16 protein-coding genes are annotated in these 16,724 nt (G+C 40.5%); 11 read left to right on the top strand and 5 right to left on the bottom strand.

Annotated elements, in window-relative coordinates; all coding sequences use genetic code 11:
- Positions 1–4: 4 nt before the first annotated feature.
- Positions 5–283 carry a Calvin cycle protein CP12 gene (locus NOS7107_RS25270; RefSeq protein WP_015115781.1) on the top strand — a complete coding sequence of 93 codons (279 nt, stop codon included), beginning with the start codon at positions 5–7 and terminating at the stop codon, positions 281–283.
- Positions 284–325: 42 nt separating this feature from the next.
- Here the strand turns inward: NOS7107_RS25270 and NOS7107_RS25265 are convergent, their stop codons facing one another.
- Complete coding sequence (locus NOS7107_RS25265; protein WP_015115780.1) at positions 326–1,144, bottom strand: TlyA family RNA methyltransferase; 819 nt, start codon at positions 1,142–1,144, stop codon at positions 326–328.
- Positions 1,145–1,331: 187 nt separating this feature from the next.
- Here NOS7107_RS25265 and NOS7107_RS25260 point away from each other — a divergent pair, with 187 nt between their 5' ends.
- From NOS7107_RS25260 to NOS7107_RS25235, 6 genes are all read left to right on the top strand, one after another.
- A complete protein-coding gene (locus NOS7107_RS25260; protein ID WP_015115779.1) occupies positions 1,332–2,045 on the top strand; it encodes a TIGR04283 family arsenosugar biosynthesis glycosyltransferase in 714 nt (237 codons plus the stop codon).
- 92 nt (positions 2,046–2,137) lie between these two features.
- Positions 2,138–2,899, top strand: a complete 762-nt coding sequence (locus NOS7107_RS25255; protein ID WP_015115778.1) for a TVP38/TMEM64 family protein — start codon at positions 2,138–2,140, stop codon at positions 2,897–2,899.
- Positions 2,900–2,945: 46 nt separating this feature from the next.
- Positions 2,946–3,662, top strand: a complete 717-nt coding sequence (locus tag NOS7107_RS25250) for a TVP38/TMEM64 family protein (RefSeq protein ID WP_253274482.1) — start codon at positions 2,946–2,948, stop codon at positions 3,660–3,662.
- Positions 3,663–3,769: 107 nt separating this feature from the next.
- Positions 3,770–5,311 (top strand): mercuric reductase, encoded by a 1,542-nt coding sequence (locus tag NOS7107_RS25245; RefSeq protein WP_015115776.1) that lies wholly within the window; start codon positions 3,770–3,772, stop codon positions 5,309–5,311.
- A gap of 385 nt (positions 5,312–5,696) precedes the next feature.
- Positions 5,697–6,986, top strand: a complete 1,290-nt coding sequence (locus tag NOS7107_RS25240; RefSeq protein WP_015115775.1) for a serine hydrolase — start codon at positions 5,697–5,699, stop codon at positions 6,984–6,986.
- A gap of 130 nt (positions 6,987–7,116) precedes the next feature.
- Positions 7,117–7,629 carry an N-acetyltransferase gene (locus NOS7107_RS25235; protein WP_015115774.1) on the top strand — a complete coding sequence of 171 codons (513 nt, stop codon included), beginning with the start codon at positions 7,117–7,119 and terminating at the stop codon, positions 7,627–7,629.
- A gap of 434 nt (positions 7,630–8,063) precedes the next feature.
- Here the strand turns inward: NOS7107_RS25235 and NOS7107_RS25230 are convergent, their stop codons facing one another.
- Positions 8,064–8,384: a multidrug efflux SMR transporter gene (locus NOS7107_RS25230; protein WP_015115773.1), complete on the bottom strand. Its 321-nt coding sequence runs from the start codon at positions 8,382–8,384 to the stop codon at positions 8,064–8,066.
- A 331-nt stretch (positions 8,385–8,715) separates the two neighbouring features.
- Here NOS7107_RS25230 and NOS7107_RS25225 point away from each other — a divergent pair, with 331 nt between their 5' ends.
- The gene (locus NOS7107_RS25225) at positions 8,716–9,165 is read left to right on the top strand and encodes an Hsp20/alpha crystallin family protein (protein WP_015115772.1); all 450 of its coding nucleotides are present in this window, start codon (positions 8,716–8,718) and stop codon (positions 9,163–9,165) included.
- An 82-nt stretch (positions 9,166–9,247) separates the two neighbouring features.
- Here the strand turns inward: NOS7107_RS25225 and NOS7107_RS25220 are convergent, their stop codons facing one another.
- Positions 9,248–9,826, bottom strand: a complete 579-nt coding sequence (locus NOS7107_RS25220; protein ID WP_015115771.1) for a hypothetical protein — start codon at positions 9,824–9,826, stop codon at positions 9,248–9,250.
- Between the two features lie 563 nt (positions 9,827–10,389).
- On the opposite strand from NOS7107_RS25220, the gene NOS7107_RS25215 reads away from it, so the two are divergent.
- Both NOS7107_RS25215 and NOS7107_RS25210 read left to right on the top strand, forming a co-directional pair.
- Entirely contained in the window at positions 10,390–11,433 is a 1,044-nt protein-coding gene (locus NOS7107_RS25215) for a nitrilase-related carbon-nitrogen hydrolase (RefSeq protein WP_015115770.1), read from the top strand.
- 93 nt (positions 11,434–11,526) lie between these two features.
- The gene (locus NOS7107_RS25210; RefSeq protein ID WP_015115769.1) at positions 11,527–12,948 is read left to right on the top strand and encodes an aldehyde dehydrogenase family protein; all 1,422 of its coding nucleotides are present in this window, start codon (positions 11,527–11,529) and stop codon (positions 12,946–12,948) included.
- Between the two features lie 98 nt (positions 12,949–13,046).
- Here NOS7107_RS25210 and NOS7107_RS25205 read toward each other — a convergent pair whose 3' ends face one another.
- Both NOS7107_RS25205 and NOS7107_RS25200 read right to left on the bottom strand, forming a co-directional pair.
- A complete protein-coding gene (locus NOS7107_RS25205) occupies positions 13,047–13,898 on the bottom strand; it encodes a cyanophycinase (protein WP_015115768.1) in 852 nt (283 codons plus the stop codon).
- Between the two features lie 388 nt (positions 13,899–14,286).
- Positions 14,287–14,490, bottom strand: coding sequence for a hypothetical protein (locus NOS7107_RS25200; RefSeq protein ID WP_015115767.1), 204 nt, complete (start codon positions 14,488–14,490; stop codon positions 14,287–14,289).
- Between the two features lie 319 nt (positions 14,491–14,809).
- On the opposite strand from NOS7107_RS25200, the gene NOS7107_RS25195 reads away from it, so the two are divergent.
- A complete protein-coding gene (locus tag NOS7107_RS25195; protein ID WP_015115766.1) occupies positions 14,810–16,720 on the top strand; it encodes a cyanophycin synthase in 1,911 nt (636 codons plus the stop codon).
- Positions 16,721–16,724: the final 4 nt, after the last annotated feature.

The raw sequence follows: 16,724 nt of genomic DNA, 5'->3' as shown, positions 1-16,724 counted from the left end.
TATCATGACAGCAACTTATGACAGATTAGACACTGCAAACCAATCTGAGCAAAATGGTAACAAAACCATTGAACAAGCAATTTTTGAAGCGATCGCAGAAGCTCGTTCAACTTGTGAAGTGAACGGCGATGGTTCTCCTAACTGTGCTGTGGCTTGGGATATTGTTGAAGAATTACAAGCTGAAAAATCTCATCAACAGCAAGCAAAAAACCGCAAAACTTCTCTAGAATCTTTCTGCGAAAGACACCCAGAAGCTTTAGAGTGTTTGATCTACGATGTTTAACAGTGAACAGTGAACAGTTATCAATAAATACTGATAATTGGTTTAATTCTCGTGTAAGTTAGCCATTGCTGATTTTGTCAGTTGTTTAATTACATCTAAATTTGGCGGTGGTGTTTCACTTTCCATCCCTAACCATAAAAGATATTCTACATTCCCAGCCGGGCCTGTAATGGGCGACCAAGTTAAGCCTTTGTATTTCCAGCCTAATTGATTAGCGGCTTGTAATACTTGAAAGATAGCATCAGCTTGGTCGTTAAAATCACGCACTACACCTTTTTTGCCAACGCGGGATTTTCCGACTTCAAATTGTGGCTTAACTAACAATACCGCTTCACGGGGAGCTTGAGTTAATTGCCACAGTGCAGGCAAAATCTTGGTTAAGGAAATAAACGATACATCCACCACCGCTAAATCGGGAAGGCGATCGCCTTCACCATACAATTGTTGGGGTTGTAGTTGTCGCAGATTGGTGCGTTCTCGCAATATCACCCGCGCATCATTCCGCAAGCGCCAATCAACTTGGCCGTAACCAACATCAATACCATAAACTAAGCTGGCTCCTGCTTGAAGTAAACAATCGGTAAAACCCCCTGTAGAAATTCCGCCGTCTATACAAATCCGTTCAGCAGGAGAAATGGCGAATTCTTCTAAAGCTTTGGCGAGTTTATCGCCTCCACGGGAGACAAAACGCGATCGCTCTTTAACTTTGATTTGCGCCGCAATATCTACTTCTGTCCCCGGTTTATCAACTATCTGCTGATTAACAGTCACTTCTCCTGCTTGAATTAGTCTTTGTGCTAAAGCGCGAGAAGTACATAAATTTAACTCTACTAATAATGTATCAAGTCTTTGTTTAACCAATTAATATTCATTCTCCTTTATTAAAAATCGAGTAGTTCATATCCCCAGCTTTTCACAGAAGTCAGGGATATTTTTCTCCTGATAATATTCAGTCTAAAGCACGGTTAATAATTTCTTCGCTGTCAAAATATCGCCTTGCATCTAAAATCACTGTAGTATGCTTACATGATGCGTGTAAATCATACTAATGAGTTTGGTAAACCTAACTACTGCTAAAGTTTCAATTATTATTCCCACTCTCAACGAAGCCGGAAATATTAAAGGAGCGATCGCCAGTACTCAATCTAGTGCAAATATAGAAGTGATTGTGGTCGATGGTGGTTCTAGTGATGACACCGTAAATATTGCTCAGTCATTAGGTGCTAAAGTTATTTTCTCATCTCCCGGTCGTGCGCTGCAAATGAATGCGGGTGCGACAGTGGCGAGTGGCGATGTATTATTGTTTCTTCATGCTGATACTCGTTTACCAGTTGGTTTTGATGCAATGATTCGCACGGCGTTACAACAGCCTAAAACAGTGGCTGGTGCGTTTAATTTGCAGATTGATCACCCAGGTTTAGGTTTAAAGTTAGTGGAATTGGGAGTAAAATGGCGATCGCATTTAATGCAAATGCCTTATGGTGATCAAGCAATCTTTTTAACTCAACAAGTATTTCAAGAAATTGGTGGTTTTCCAGAATTACCCATCATGGAAGACTTTGAACTAATCCGGCGATTAAAGTCTATGGGAAACATTGTCATTATCAACACGCCAGTCATAACTTCAGCGCGGCGATGGTTGCAAAAAGGAGTTATTCAAACTACTTTACTCAATCAAATTATTATTATTGCTTATTTGTTTGGTGTTTCTCCAGCACCAATTCGTAGTTGGTATCGCCGGGAAAGATTTAGGAAGAATTAAGCTATCTCTCATTTAAATAGCTTATCTTAATTAAAGACTATGTAACCAACCACAGAGAGATGTTTGCACAAATGATTTAGGATGGACAAATCATGGTGACACAACCACAGCCAAAATTTAAGGGCAAACTTAAGTTCTTACTATTAACGATACTTGTAGCGGTAGTGATAATTGCTGCTAGATTTTTTAAATTTTCAGATATTTTTACTACTTTAGTTACGCAAGTTAACAGCTTGGGAATTTGGGGTGCAGTTGCATATATAGGCATTTATAACTTAGCGACATTATTATTTATTCCTGGTTCAGTTTTAACTTTAAAAGCAGGTTGTTTATTTGGTTTGTTTTGGGGTTCAGTTTATGTCTTAATCGCCGCAATTATTGGTGCAGTTTTAGCATTTATGATTGGACGTTATGTATCCAGAGATTGGGTATCACGCCAAATTGAGCAACATCCTAAATTAAAAGCCATTGATGTAGCAGTTGCTAAAGAAGGATGGAAAATTGTTTTATTAACGCGGTTATGTCCTTTATTTCCCTTCAACTTATTAAATTATGTGTTTGGTGTAACACAAGTTTCTCTTAAAGATTATGTATTAGGTTCTTTCGGCATTATTCCTGGAACAGTCATGTATGTCTATATTGGGACATTAGCAGGCAATTTAGCTATGACTAATATGCCAAATCAAACACTCACCCCAGAAGCAAAAACTTATCAATTGATTATGCAAATCATTGGCTTAATTGCTACTATTGCCGTAACTATTTATATTACTAAAATTGCCTATAAAGCCTTAAATCAAAGCATGGCAGAAATAGAAACAATGGAAGAGCAGAATGAAAAATATGGAAAATAAATTTTTTAGGATCAATTGGCAAAAATCAAGTCAACTTTTTTTGCCAATGTTAGCAATAATAACTGTAGTGATCGCAATTTTATTTCACCCAGAATCAGCCCTGGCTCAAACAGCAGCACCAACAACCTCATTCAACCCCCAAGTTATTTTACGGAATGCTTTGCAATGGATTGAAAGTTTAGGAACAGTTGGTGCATTAGCTTTTATTGGGCTGTATATTATTGCCACCGTGGCTTTTTTGCCTGGTTCAATTCTCACCTTGGGCGCGGGTGTAGTTTTTGGTGTAGTTTGGGGTTCATTGTATGTATTTGTAGGTGCAACTCTGGGCGCAACAGCCGCATTTTTAGTTGGACGTTATTTAGCTAGAGGCTGGGTTGCAAATAAAATTGTCAATAATCAAAATTTCGCCGCCATAGACAACGCAGTAGGTCGAGAAGGATTAAAAATTGTTTTATTAACTAGACTTTCTCCCATATTTCCCTTCAACTTATTAAACTACGCCTTTGGTGTCACTGGAGTTTCCCTCAAAGATTATTTTATTGGCTCCGTGGGCATGATTCCTGGCACAATTATGTATGTTTATATTGGTTCCTTGGCGGGAAATTTAGCCCTAATTGGCACAGACAGTCAACCAAGTCACCCCACAATACAATGGGCTATTCGGATAATTGGCTTTATCGCCACAGTTGCAGTGACAATTTATGTCACCCGCATCGCCCGTAAAGCTTTAGCAGAAGAAGTAAAAATAAACGATGAAGTATGAAGTCTGAAGGCTGAAAGTTAAAATTTAGTACTTAATATTCTATAATTCATAATTTACATTTCATAATTCCCACTTCACACTTCATACTTCATAATTCACACTTCATTATGGAATTAGCAAGAGTCATTGTTCACCCAGTAGATGAGTACAACCAAAAATTAGTGTCTCATGTACATCCTGAAAACTGGGTAAATCCTCAACCTGCTGATTGTTATGACTTAGTAGTTATTGGCGCAGGAACAGCGGGATTAGTAGTAGCCGCAGGTGCAGCAGGGTTAGATTTAGGTTTAAAAGTCGCATTAATCGAAAAGCATCTCATGGGTGGAGATTGCTTAAATGTAGGTTGTGTACCATCCAAATGTATTATCCGTTCTGCGCGAGTGATTGGTGAGATTTGGGACGCAAAAAATTTAGGAATTAATATTCCCAAACAACAAATTGAAATTGATTTTCCCGCAGTTATGGAACGGATGCGGCGGGTAAGGGCGGCTATTAGCCATCATGATTCGGCGGAACGCTTTAAAAATATGGGTGTTGATGTTTTCTTAGGTAATGGTCAATTTGCCAGCAATAATACTGTGGAAGTGGGCGGTAAAATTCTCCGGTTTAAAAAAGCGGTAATTGCTACAGGTGCAAGGGCGGTAAAACCTTCTATTCCGGGAATTGAAAATGTTGGTTATTTAACTAACGAAACAGTTTTTTCCTTAATTCAACGCCCAGATAAATTAGCTGTAATTGGTGGGGGGCCAATTGGTTGTGAATTAGCGCAAACCTTTCAACGTTTAGGTTGTGAAGTTACACTATTACATCGCGGTTCTCACCTGTTAAATAAAGAAGATGCTGACGCAGCCGAAATTGTGCAGAATGTCTTAATTCAAGAAGGAATTCGCGTCGTGTTAAATTGCCAATTAGAAGAAGTTGTGGCTGTGACCGAAGGAAAAAGACTTTACTTTTCGACTAACAGTTACAGAGATTCGGTGACAGTGGATGAAATTTTAGTAGGTGCGGGACGATCGCCTAATGTAGAAGGTTTGAATTTAGAAAGTGTTGGGGTAAAATACGATACGCGGCGCGGCGTGCAGGTAAATGATTATTTGCAAACGACAAATCCCAAAATTTACGCGGCTGGGGATATCTGCATGAACTGGAAATTTACTCATGCTGCTGATGCAGCGGCGCGAATTGTCATTAAAAATACCCTGTTTTCGCCCTTTGGATTGGGGCGTGCTAAACTTAGCAGTCTAATCATGCCGTGGGTAACGTACACATCCCCAGAAATTGCCCATGTAGGAATGTATGAACATGAAGCGAAACAACAAAGTATTGATGTAGTAACAATCAAAATTCCTTTTAGTAGTGTAGATCGCGCGATCGCCGATCATGAAGAAGCAGGATTTCTCAAAATCCTCCACAAAAAAGGCTCAGACGAAATTCTCGGTGCTACCATTGTTGCTAATCACGCAGGTGAGATGATTTCGGAAGTTACCACCGCAATTGTCAATAAAATCGGTTTGAGTAAATTAAGCAGCGTCATTCATCCCTACCCCACCCAAGCTGAAGCCATTAAAAAAGCCGCCGATGCTTACCGTCGCACTCTGTTGACTGCTAATACCAAACGCCTTCTCGGATTTTTGACGAAGCTTTCATGAAAGCAAGTAGTTTGGATGTAGCGATAGCAAAACCCAACATCCAAAATCTCAAATTTTTCGGGCAATAGCCCATATTCCAAAAAAGCTGGATTTTTGACCATAATTTGTGGCTTTTTGACAAAGATTACCTTTATCGGAAATGCAAGCTATTTCTGATAACCTAATACTAAGTTTATAAAACATAGCGTCAAAAATCTATCTCTATCAGTTATATTTTCTGCCCTTATTCTTAATTGAATTTGGCGTAAAGGAACTATTCTGCGGTTTGCGTGTCTTGACGTAATGATTTGCCACGAATTATGATTCGAGTTTAGTCCGGATCAACCCAGACTACCTCGAAAATTGGTGCAAGTAAATTCAACTTTCGCTCTACATAATCACACGCATGAGATTACGCTTATTTCTGTTTAGCGTTGTCAGTATTGTCCTGCTTTCTTCTCCAGTACGAGCATCTCGCTTAGAATCTTGGAGTTTTGACACCGCACAAAATCAACTGAATATTACTACGGCATCTGGTGTTAAACCAAGAGCATTTTTAATTCAAAATCCCACGCGGTTAGTTATCGATCTTCCGGGTACACAACTGAATACAAATACTGTGCGGAAAAACTTTGGCTCCACAGTGCGCGAAATTCGTGTTGGTAAGGTTGACAATACTACAACAAGACTAGTAGTTGAATTAGCACCTGGATACACTGTTGACCCTAGCAAGTTACTGCTGCAAGGTGATTCTTCTACCCACTGGATAGTGAAATTTCCATCGGTAGAACGCATTCAAAATCCTGTTGATAATAATGTTTCTTCAACTAGTGAAGAGCAAATTCCGGTTTCCGTGAGTGATGTTTCTTTGTTCGCTGGAGTTGTACCTTTAGGGAAAGAAATACCAGAACTGCGATCGCAAGTCAAAGCCTTGGCGGCTCGTTATCGTTCCTTGGACGCAGGAATGTTCTTTTTAGATTTAGAGACAGGTAACTATCTCGATTTAAACGGTGAGAAAATCTTTCCTGCTGCTAGTACAATTAAGTTTCCCATTTTAGTAGCGTTATTTCAAGAAGTAGATGCAGGTAGAGTCAAATTAAATGAAACCTTAGTTATGCGGCGTGACTTAGTAACTGGAGGTTCAGGAGAATTCCAATACAAGCGTGCGGGAACTCGTTTTAGTCTGATAGAAACCGTGACTAAAATGATTACCATCAGCGACAACACAGCTACCAATATGGTGATTGATCGATTAGGTGGTAAAGCTAAGTTAAATCAGCGTTTTCGTGGTTGGGGACTGCAAAACACCGTCGTGCGGAATTTACTCGGCGACTTTAAGGGAACTAATACAACTAGCGCTAAAGATTTAGTCAGGCTGTCTGCGCTGGTGGCAAAAAATCAATTATTGACTGATTCCAGCCGTAGCAAAGTTTTGGATATTATGCGCCGTGTTCACAACACAAAGTTATTACCAGCTGGACTGGGTAAAGGTGCGGTAATTGCTCACAAAACCGGAACTCTAGGCATTGTACTCGGTGATGCCGGGATTATTCAAATGCCATCTGGTAAGCGCTACTTAGCCGGAATTTTTGTCAGAAGACCTTTTAATGATTTAAAAGCGCGAGATTTTATCAGTCAAGTTTCTCGAATTGTCTATGGTTATTTAGACCAACCAAGAGTAGCCAGCAAGCCTTAATACTCCTGTGTAAGAAAGAAAAATTTTAATTGACGTAAGCCCCTAAGATGAATATCTTGGGGTTTTTGCATATTAATTTGTGGTATGTTTTTGGCGATCGCAGCATTCTAGCGTCAGCAAAATGTAGAATATGGATTATTCAATTCGTCTCCTCATACTACAAGATGAACCGTTTTTATGGCAAATGCTGTACGAAGCGGCGCAAATGAGAGAAGAAGGAAAAACAATACAGGATGTCATGATTCATCCTGATTTATCAAAGTATGTTAAAGGTTGGGGATGTAAAGACGATTTGGGATTTGTTGCTATCCATAAAAGCCGCAATCAACCAGTGGGAGCAGCATGGATACGATTATTAACAGGGAAAAGTCCAGGATATGGCTATGTTGATGACTTTACACCAGAACTTGCGATCGCAACTCTTCCAGAATGTAGAAATCAAGGTATAGGAACTAAATTACTGACTCATTTACTCACAGCAGCTAAAACATCCTACCCTTCTATATCACTCACTGTTAGAAGCGCAAATCCCGCTTTGCATTTATATCAAAGATTCGGTTGGCAAGTTGTACCTAATAGCGAAACTGTTAACCGCGTTGGTAGTATTTCTTTTAAGATGAAACTAGATTTTAACTATAGTTAAAGAAGGTAAAAGAGGGTGATAACCTAGTGGGAGCATCCACTTTTGGAAGAAACACCAGGCGATTGGAAATCGCGGCTACACAAACCAAGTCCGCCTACGCGGGCTATTTGCCGAAAGTGAATGCACCCAACCTAGTTCTATTTATTCCTGCCAAGTTGGCTACATATACCTACACTGCACTGCTAAATTATGAATGGGAAATAACTTGCGGGCTTGATAAACCAACTTTTACTACACTAAACATGCTAAAGCATTAACAACGGACGGATTTAGGTTGGTTGCTTATTTTGCTCACTCTTTTGAGAGATTGCTGCTGTTTTTATCGTAGCGATTTACATCAAACTTCGTTATCTCAAAAAGGACAAACATAACAGGAAGTCTTTGTTGATTACTCCTATCCTCACCTCGTTCATTGTGATGAACGAGGGCTTTTTTTATTTGGCAGAATTTACCCCAATTACGCCAATGATAATTAAAGCTATTGATAAAAACTTGGTCAGAGACATCGACTCACGAAACCAAATCACCCCAATAGTAGCGATTACAGTTGTTCCTAAACCTGACCAAACAGCATACGCAATGCTGACTTCAATTTTTTTGAGGGCTAATGTTAAAAAACTAAAACAAATTCCATAACAGACAAAAATTAAAACCGAGGGAATAGTTCTGGTAAATCCCTCAGATAATTTCATGGAAGTTGTACCAGCAACTTCAAATAAGATTGCTGCAATGAGATAAAGCCAACTATTTATCATGTTGATTGATAGATAATAAGTGGATTATGAAAATATGAATTTTTCCGACTGAGGATAACAAGTAGAAATTATATAGTTAGTAAATTACCTATTGCTGCTATTTTGATAACATTTATCTTCTTAAATAAGCTGTAATTGATGATTTATATACAGTTTACCACACTAATATTATGGGGGTTTACCGTACCCATACTAAGGTTCGGCAATCATGATTAAGTTGGTGATAAAAACCGAATTTACACCGCGCTAGATTATGAATACTATAAAAACAAAGCAAATGATTTAAGCCTAAATCAACTAAACAAAATTAGAAATTAACTGAGGTAGAGATATGACACTAGTACGTTGGAATCCTTGGCAAGAAATGAACACTCTGCAAAGACAAATCAACAGTTTATTTGCAGACGAAATGCTCCCATCTACTTTACTGGAAAGAAGCCTTACAAAAGTTCCGGCGGCTGAATTACACGAAACTGAAGAAGCGATTCATCTCAAGTTAGAATTACCAGGAATTGAAGCCAAAGACCTAGATGTGCAAGTTACAGAAAAAGCTGTGTATATCAGCGGTGAACGGAAATCTGAAACTAAAACAGAAGGGAAAGGTGTAACCAAGAGTGAATTCCATTACGGGAAATTCCAACGTTTGATTCCTTTATCTACTCGCATTCAAAATACCAATGTTACTGCTGATTATAAAGATGGTATTTTGACTCTGACTTTGCCTAAAGCTGAGGAAGAAAAGAAAAAGGTTGTCAAGCTAAATCTTGAATCTATTGGCTAATGTCAATTTTGGATTAGTGCTAAAATACCCGACTTCTTCTAAGAATTCGGGTATTTTGTTGTTCATGAATGATTTAAAATTGCTATAGGCTGCGATTTCTACCTGTTGATTGTTGTCTGTCTACGGGAAAAACTTCAAAATCGAAAGTTGCAATCAGACGGTCATCAACATATACCTGTATTTTATGCTTACCTGGAGGATCACCTGCGGCGATCGTCCAGTAGTTTTCAATCACACCATCTTTAGCTAAAGTTTTGCGTCTCATTACCGACTCTGTACCGTCAGCTGAGACTGTGAAGTTTTCACCATCATCTGTAGCCCAAGTTTCTGGGGGTTTTGGTAAGCGTAGGACTTCTCGCCATGTAACTTCGCCTTGGTAGTCTTTGAGTTGAATTCGCCACCCATATTTACTACCTTCTTGTAGTGGGACTCTAAATGTGGGGATGAAGTTAACTTTACCTCTAGCATCAACTCTCGCTATCCCAAACTCAGATTTATCGATAGCAATCGGCTTTTGAGTATTGTTTGCTTGAGAAATTGACCCTGATGGTGCTATTTTTTCGTCGGCGATCGCTACTGTAGCATTGATTGGCTGAGAAGCTACCAACCCGGAAACTAGCCAAGAAGAAGTTAGTACAACTATTGCAGTCCAAATTCTCATCAGCAAAATTGTTGGTCATTTACTAGTACTTATTCCCGCTTTCCTACTGGCTTCCGGGTACAGTCCCGATAAATAGCCAAGTTGGCAGAATCAAAGTTGCAAGATTAATAGTCAGTTTATAGTTAAATCGGCAACACCAGATCAAGCAACTAAAAATACTTTACTCTCCAGCCATTTGCCAGAACCGCGAAAACGATCATCGCAGGTTTTAGGTGTAGGTGCTAAATATGCGTCTATTCTTAACTATTTTGTGTTCAATACGGAATTTGTGATATGTAAGCAATTGCTGACAGTCGGCTATTTGATCAATCGTCATTTGCTAGGTTTTTCATCGCTGTTAGGAGAAGAGTGAAGAAACCGAAATGATCACCAGGTTTCTATCCCCGTGAGGGGTAAAGAAATTAAAACAATACCGTTCTGTTAAGCGCTTGCTACTTCTCTTTTATCATTGCATTAACATTGGAGAATCTATCAATAAATTTTGCATGAAATCGGCGATCGCCTAGGAAGAGTGAACATATCCTAGTAAATTGATAGTGAGGCGTTTTTGAACAGCAAACAGCATGACAGATATTCCAAATTCCATCGCATCATACCGTGCCTTAGCATTGCAAGTTAGCTGTCATGCTGTGAATCAAGCCAGCGATCGCCACGCTGTCCAAGAAATAATTCATCATACTATCAACCGCTTGGCACAACAAATCGCCGCCAGCATAGCTTTTATTGGTTTTGACTGTCGTTTAATTGTCTTACCAGAATATTTCCTGACAGGTTTCCCGATGGGTGAACCTTTGGCTGTGTGGGGAGAAAAAGCTTGTATAGAAATGCACGGCGCAGAATATGAAGCTCTCAGTAAAATTGCTCAAAAACATCAGATATTTTTAGCTGGGAACGCTTACGAACTCGACCCCAATTTTCCCGGCTTATATTTTCAAACTTGTTTTGTGATTGACCCATCTGGTGCTATTGTCTTGCGCTATCGGCGGCTAAATTCGTTATTTGCACCTACACCCCATGATGTTTGGGATAAATATCTTGATTGTTACGGCTTAGAAGGAGTTTTTCCGGTGGCGAAAACTGCAATTGGGAATTTAGCTGCTGTCGCTTCCGAAGAAATTTTATATCCTGAAGTGGCGCGGTGTTTAACAATGCGTGGCGCAGAGATTTTTCTGCATTCCACCTCAGAAGTGTATAACAAAAACCTCACACCGAAAGACGCAGCAAAAATTTCTCGCGCTGTGGAAAATATGGCTTACGTTGTATCTGCGAATACCGCAGGTCTAGCTAATAGCCCCATCCCAATCGCCTCCGTTGATGGCGGCTCAAAAATAGTTGACTATCGCGGTATCGTATTAGCAGAGACAGGTGCAGGGGAAAGTATGGCAGCTTTCGCAGAGATAGATTTAACGGCTTTAAGACGCGATCGCCGTCGTCCAGGGTTAAATAATTTACTGTCTCGCCAGCGCTTTGAACTATACGCCCAAAGCTACAGCCAGTCACAATTTTATCCAGCAAACACTATGCTAAATCAAGAATGCGATCGCCAACACTTCATCCAAACACAGCAACAAACCATAGAACGCCTATCTCAACTAGGGATTATTTGAAAGTATGAAGTATGAAGTCTGAAGTATGAAATTTCTCCTGCCTCCTGCCCCCTGCCTCCTGCCTCCTGCCTCCTGCCTTTTAACAGATGACACATGACAAAACCAATCGAAGTCCGTAACCCGCGAACGGGAAAATATGATTATGTAATTATCCCACCGCCGCCGAAACTGCTGGCGCAGCAATGTAACCGGGCGCGAAGGGCGCAAGTGCGTTGGCAAAAATTGGGCATAGAAGGAAGAGTTGCAGCTTTAAAAGAGTGGAAGCAAGCAATCTTGGCTGGACGGGAAAAACTCACAGATGCTTTGGTCAATGATACAGGTAGATTATCTATCTCGGTGATGGAAATCGACTCATTCCTTTCTAGCATCGATCGCTGGTGTGGATTAGCGCCAGACTTATTACAAGATTCTGCCAAAAATACATCAATTCCCTTTATCGCCCTACAACAAACATCAACGCCTTACCCTGTAGTTGGGGTAATTAGTCCCTGGAATTTTCCTTTGTTGCTGTCTACTATAGATAGTATTCCCGCACTGCTGGCGGGTTGTGCTGTGGTTGTCAAACCCAGTGAAATTGCACCGCGTTTCATCGCCCCACTTATTGCTGCAATTAATCAAGTTCCCGCCTTGCGTGATGTTTTCAGTTTTGTGGAAGGCGCGGGAGAAACTGGAGCGGCTTTAATTGAGAATGTAGATTTAGTTTGTTTTACAGGTAGTGTCGCCACTGGACGCAAAGTTGCAGAAGCCGCCGCACAAAGATTTATCCCCGCTTTTTTGGAATTGGGCGGGAAAGATCCGGCGATCGTGTTGGAATCTGCCGATTTAGAATTAGCCACATCAGCGATTTTATGGGGTTCCGTCGTCAACACCGGACAATCATGTTTATCAATTGAGCGTATTTACGTCGCCGAATCTATCTTGGAAAAGTTTTATCATCAGTTAGTAGCGAAAGCGCATCGCCTACAACTAGCCCATCCGACAGTTGAAAGTGGCGAAATCGGCCCGATTATTGCCGAAAGACAAGCTGGGATAATTAACGAACATCTCGCCGATGCGGTAGAAAAAGGTGCGGTGATACATTGCGGCGGTAAAGTTGAAGAGTTAGGCGGTGGTTGGTGGTGTCGTCCCACAGTGCTAACTCATGTTAACCATACAATGAAAGTCATGACGGAAGAGACATTTGGCCCTATCATGCCAATCATGCCTTTTACCACAGTTGAGGAAGCAGTAAATTTAGCGAACGATTCAATTTATGGACTGAGTGCGGCGGTGTTTGCAGAAACTGAAACTGAAGCTATCACAGTTGCCCAACAAATTGATGCAGGTGCTATCAGTATTAATGATGCCGCCCTCACCGCCATTATGCACGAAGGCGAAAAAAACGCTTTCAAATTCTCCGGTTTAGGCGGTTCACGTATGGGTACAGCCGCCCTCAAACGGTTCTTGCGTAAAAAAGCGTTTTTGATTAAAACCAATTCAAATCAAGACCCTTGGTGGTTTGATCATAAAGTGTAGTGCGATCTTCTCTCAGCGACCTCTGCGTCTCTGTGGTTCGTTAAAAACCTGATTAGATTTTGTTGGGTTTCGCTATCGCTTCACCCAACCTACTTTCCTTACACCCCTACAGATTCATTCACAGCTTCACTAGCGACAACACCATTAGTCAAAATTGGTTGCCGAGTTTTCAGGTTAAATTTATAACCATTTGGTAGGATATGCAGCTTCGCACCGCAGATTGCTAGAGGTTCATCCCGGAGAATTTGGTCTGCATTGTTATATGTAGATTCCGATTCATCCACAATTGTGACCGAACCTTCACCAATAACTTCGATTTGGTCATCAGTAACTGCGATCGCTGTATTCTCATCAATCCCAAATCCTAACACCGCAGGTTCACGGACTAAAGCTGTAATTAAACGTCCTAAGCGTCCCCGTTGCAAGAAATGTTGGTCAATAACTACCCCTGGCAGAAAACCCATACCTGGCCCCATTTCCACAATTTCCATCCGTGGTGTACTCTGAGAATCACCCTCAACAATCATTTTATCGGGCATCACAGCCGCACCCGCACTAGTCCCTGCTACAACCGCACCTTCAGCGTAGCGTTGGTGAATAGCCGCATCGATTTCGGTATCCTTGAGAATACCAGTAATTCGCGCTTGGTCTCCTCCAGTAAAAAATACCCCAGTTGCCTTACTAATTGCTTCTAAAGCAGTAGAAGACTTAGCATCTTCACGGGTTTCAGTGTCAATAATGCGAACATTTTCTGCACCTAGCCGTCCAAAAACTCTAATATAATTTTCTCCCACTTCCCTAGGCAGTTCTGTGGCAGCCGTCATAATTACAATATTGGCTTTTGTACCCCCAGCACGACGGACAAACTCTCGCAGAATCTGACAATCACCTTCTTTATCTTCTGCTCCACCAATAATTAGCAACTGGCGTTTATGTGTAGCTTCTGTCATAATGCCCCTCGAATAACCGGATTAAGAATTAAATTTAGATTAATTTCAATAAACCATGACAATTACCCCAATCAAATCAGCCATTGGGCAGATTAATTTTTACTCGTAAAAGTTAAATTATATAACTTTATATATAATGAATTTTTGCTAAATTCAGCATCTTTGGTAATTGGTAATTCATTTGGCGGAATTACCAATTACTCAGGTAGTAATAGTTTACGTATAACTCTTCTCAAGTAATCGCACTAAAACCTCATAGTTTTTAGGCACTATTTTATCTGCTTGATCAACGATGATAAAGCTGAACAGAGAAGCGTTATAACTGGATTTTGGATTGTCTTAGCTCAATGAATTTGAGTATAGTCATCTACACATCTAAAAAAAAATCCTACTGCGGACGAATTTTGTAAAGCAAGTTCACTAAAAATAAACGTGCTTGTTCCAGAGGTAAATGTCTTGGTTTACCTTGGTAGACAATTTGAAATTCGTTGATATCTGGGCCATCTCCATAGCCCGAAATCAGCTTACAATGAAAAGCTTCCTCGGCAAGTTCTCTAACTTCATCTCTGAGATCAGCTTTTGTGCTATTCATATTTGGCTGTCTCCTCGAAACCATATTTTTCTACTTATATCTTTTTCTCAAAAAAAAATCACCCTTCAAAGGGTATATTTTTATCATTGCCAATTACGTGTAAGATGCTATTGTTTTTCTTCAATATTGGATGAATTTAATTATGCCCTGAGATAGTTGAAAATACTTAATGACTACAATTAGGGTGAGGTTAACAAAGTCAAAGACAAAGTTACAGCTTGTCCAAGTTAAATTGAATCAATCTACAATAATTGATTGAGTCTAAGCAACCACAAATTAAAGTTGAAACTTCAGGGTGTTTAGCAAAGGTTGAGAATCAATGATTCAAGAAAAAAGCACCAATTTAGTCCGTGTAAATGCCAGAAGAACAGATGTGTTTGATGTTTTCAACTTCCAGCATTACGCCGGGCCGAACCCCTATCTAGATAGAGGAGCATTAGTATTTGATGTGGCGCTGACTGGGTATAGAGAACCTTTGCCCATAGAAGATTATGTTGCCAAAATTAGCGATCGCTATCCCCTTATAGGCAATCAAACTTATGAATCTTACGCCCATTTGTTTGCACGCACCGCCTCAGAAGTGGGAAAGCTGGAAATGGATTTGCACCTCACCCACTTCAATGTCAAGCCAGAGGACAAGTTTACTCGCATTAGCATTCAATCGCTGCATCCCCGCACAACTAGAGCCGTAATTTATTGTGTGTGGGATTGGTTTGAAGCGATCGGTCAAGACGAAGATTTTCTCTTTGATGAGCAACTAGTAAACTTACAAACCAGATTCCGCGAATCTGTCTATGGTGGCCCCACAGTCTACGCCTTATTACGCACCGCCGACGAAAAAGGTATCCCCGCCTTTTATCTTTGGGATGAAGGACTGATGCAATACGGCTGGGGAAAAAAACAAGTTCGTGGTGTCGCCACCACCTTTGACTGTGATAGTCATATAGATTCTGACTTCACCACCCGCAAAGATGATTGTAAAGACTTTTTGGGTAATTTAGGCTTTCCAGTTCCCAAAGGTGAAATTGTCACTAGTGAAAAGGAAGCCTTGATAGTGGCTAGAGAAATTGGCTACCCAGTAGCGGTAAAACCTGTTGTTGGTCACAAAGGAATAGGTGTCACCGCCGAAGTACAAGACTCCTACGAGTTAGAATCTGCTTACGGTCGCGCCTTTGCTGCAATTCCCGACAATCAATCCACACGCATAATTGTCGAAAAAAGCATTGCTGGTAAAGATTTTCGCTTACTGTGTGTTAACGGCAAATTTGTCGCCGCCACAGAACGCCGTCCAGCATCAATAACAGGTGATGGTTACTCCAGCATTAACGAATTAATTCGTCAAGAAAATCGCAAACCTGAACGTTTAGATTCACCCACCTCAGCAATGAGCAAAATTCAAATTGATGAGGCGATGGAGTTGTATCTAGAAGAACAGCGTCTGTCTTTGAAGAGTATTCTCGAAAAAAGTCGGACTATCTACTTGCGGAAAGTTGCCAATCTTTCTGCTGGTGGCGTGAGTATCAATGCCACCCATACAATTCATGATGATAATATTATCCTGGCTCAAGACATTGCCCAACATTTTCGCCTAACTTGTCTGGGTATTGATGTGATTACCGAAGATTTAGCGGAGTCTTGGAAACAGGGTAACTTTGCTATCTTGGAAATTAATGCCGCACCAGGTATTTTAATGCACCTCAACCCAGCCGTGGGTGAAAGCGTTGATGTTCCATCCCGCATCCTCGAAACGTTTTTTGCGTCGGGTATTGATGCCAGAATTCCCACTATCACCTTTAACAAAATCTCCGTTCAGGAACTACAAACAACAATTGACCATATTTTATTACAACATCCTGAATGGACAATAGGCGCTGTTTGTCGTGAAGCTGTTTTTGTTAATCGCTCACAAAAAGTTCTTCGCCCAGATTACAACAGTAATCTCCAAAGTTTGCTGCGGAATCCCAAACTAGATTTGTTAATTGCTGAGTATGAATCAGAGACTTTGAACACAGAGGGAATGTTCTATCAAGGTAGCAACATTGTCATTTTAGATAACCCCACTGAAACCGAAATGATGTTAGTGCGTGATTTGGTTGATGGTTCTACAGTAGTAATTAAAAAAGGCAATGATATTTCAATCAAACGCAAGGGATTGATTGAAGACTATACCTTGGGAGAAGATGAACCATTTACCAGAGTTTATTTGAAAGAAATTAGCACGATTATGTAAAACT

The organism is Nostoc sp. PCC 7107 (genome assembly GCF_000316625.1).
GTDB lineage: Bacteria > Cyanobacteriota > Cyanobacteriia > Cyanobacteriales > Nostocaceae > Nostoc_B.
Note: the sequence above shows the minus strand (reverse complement) of the source record. Positions and strands in the feature narration are given on the sequence as shown.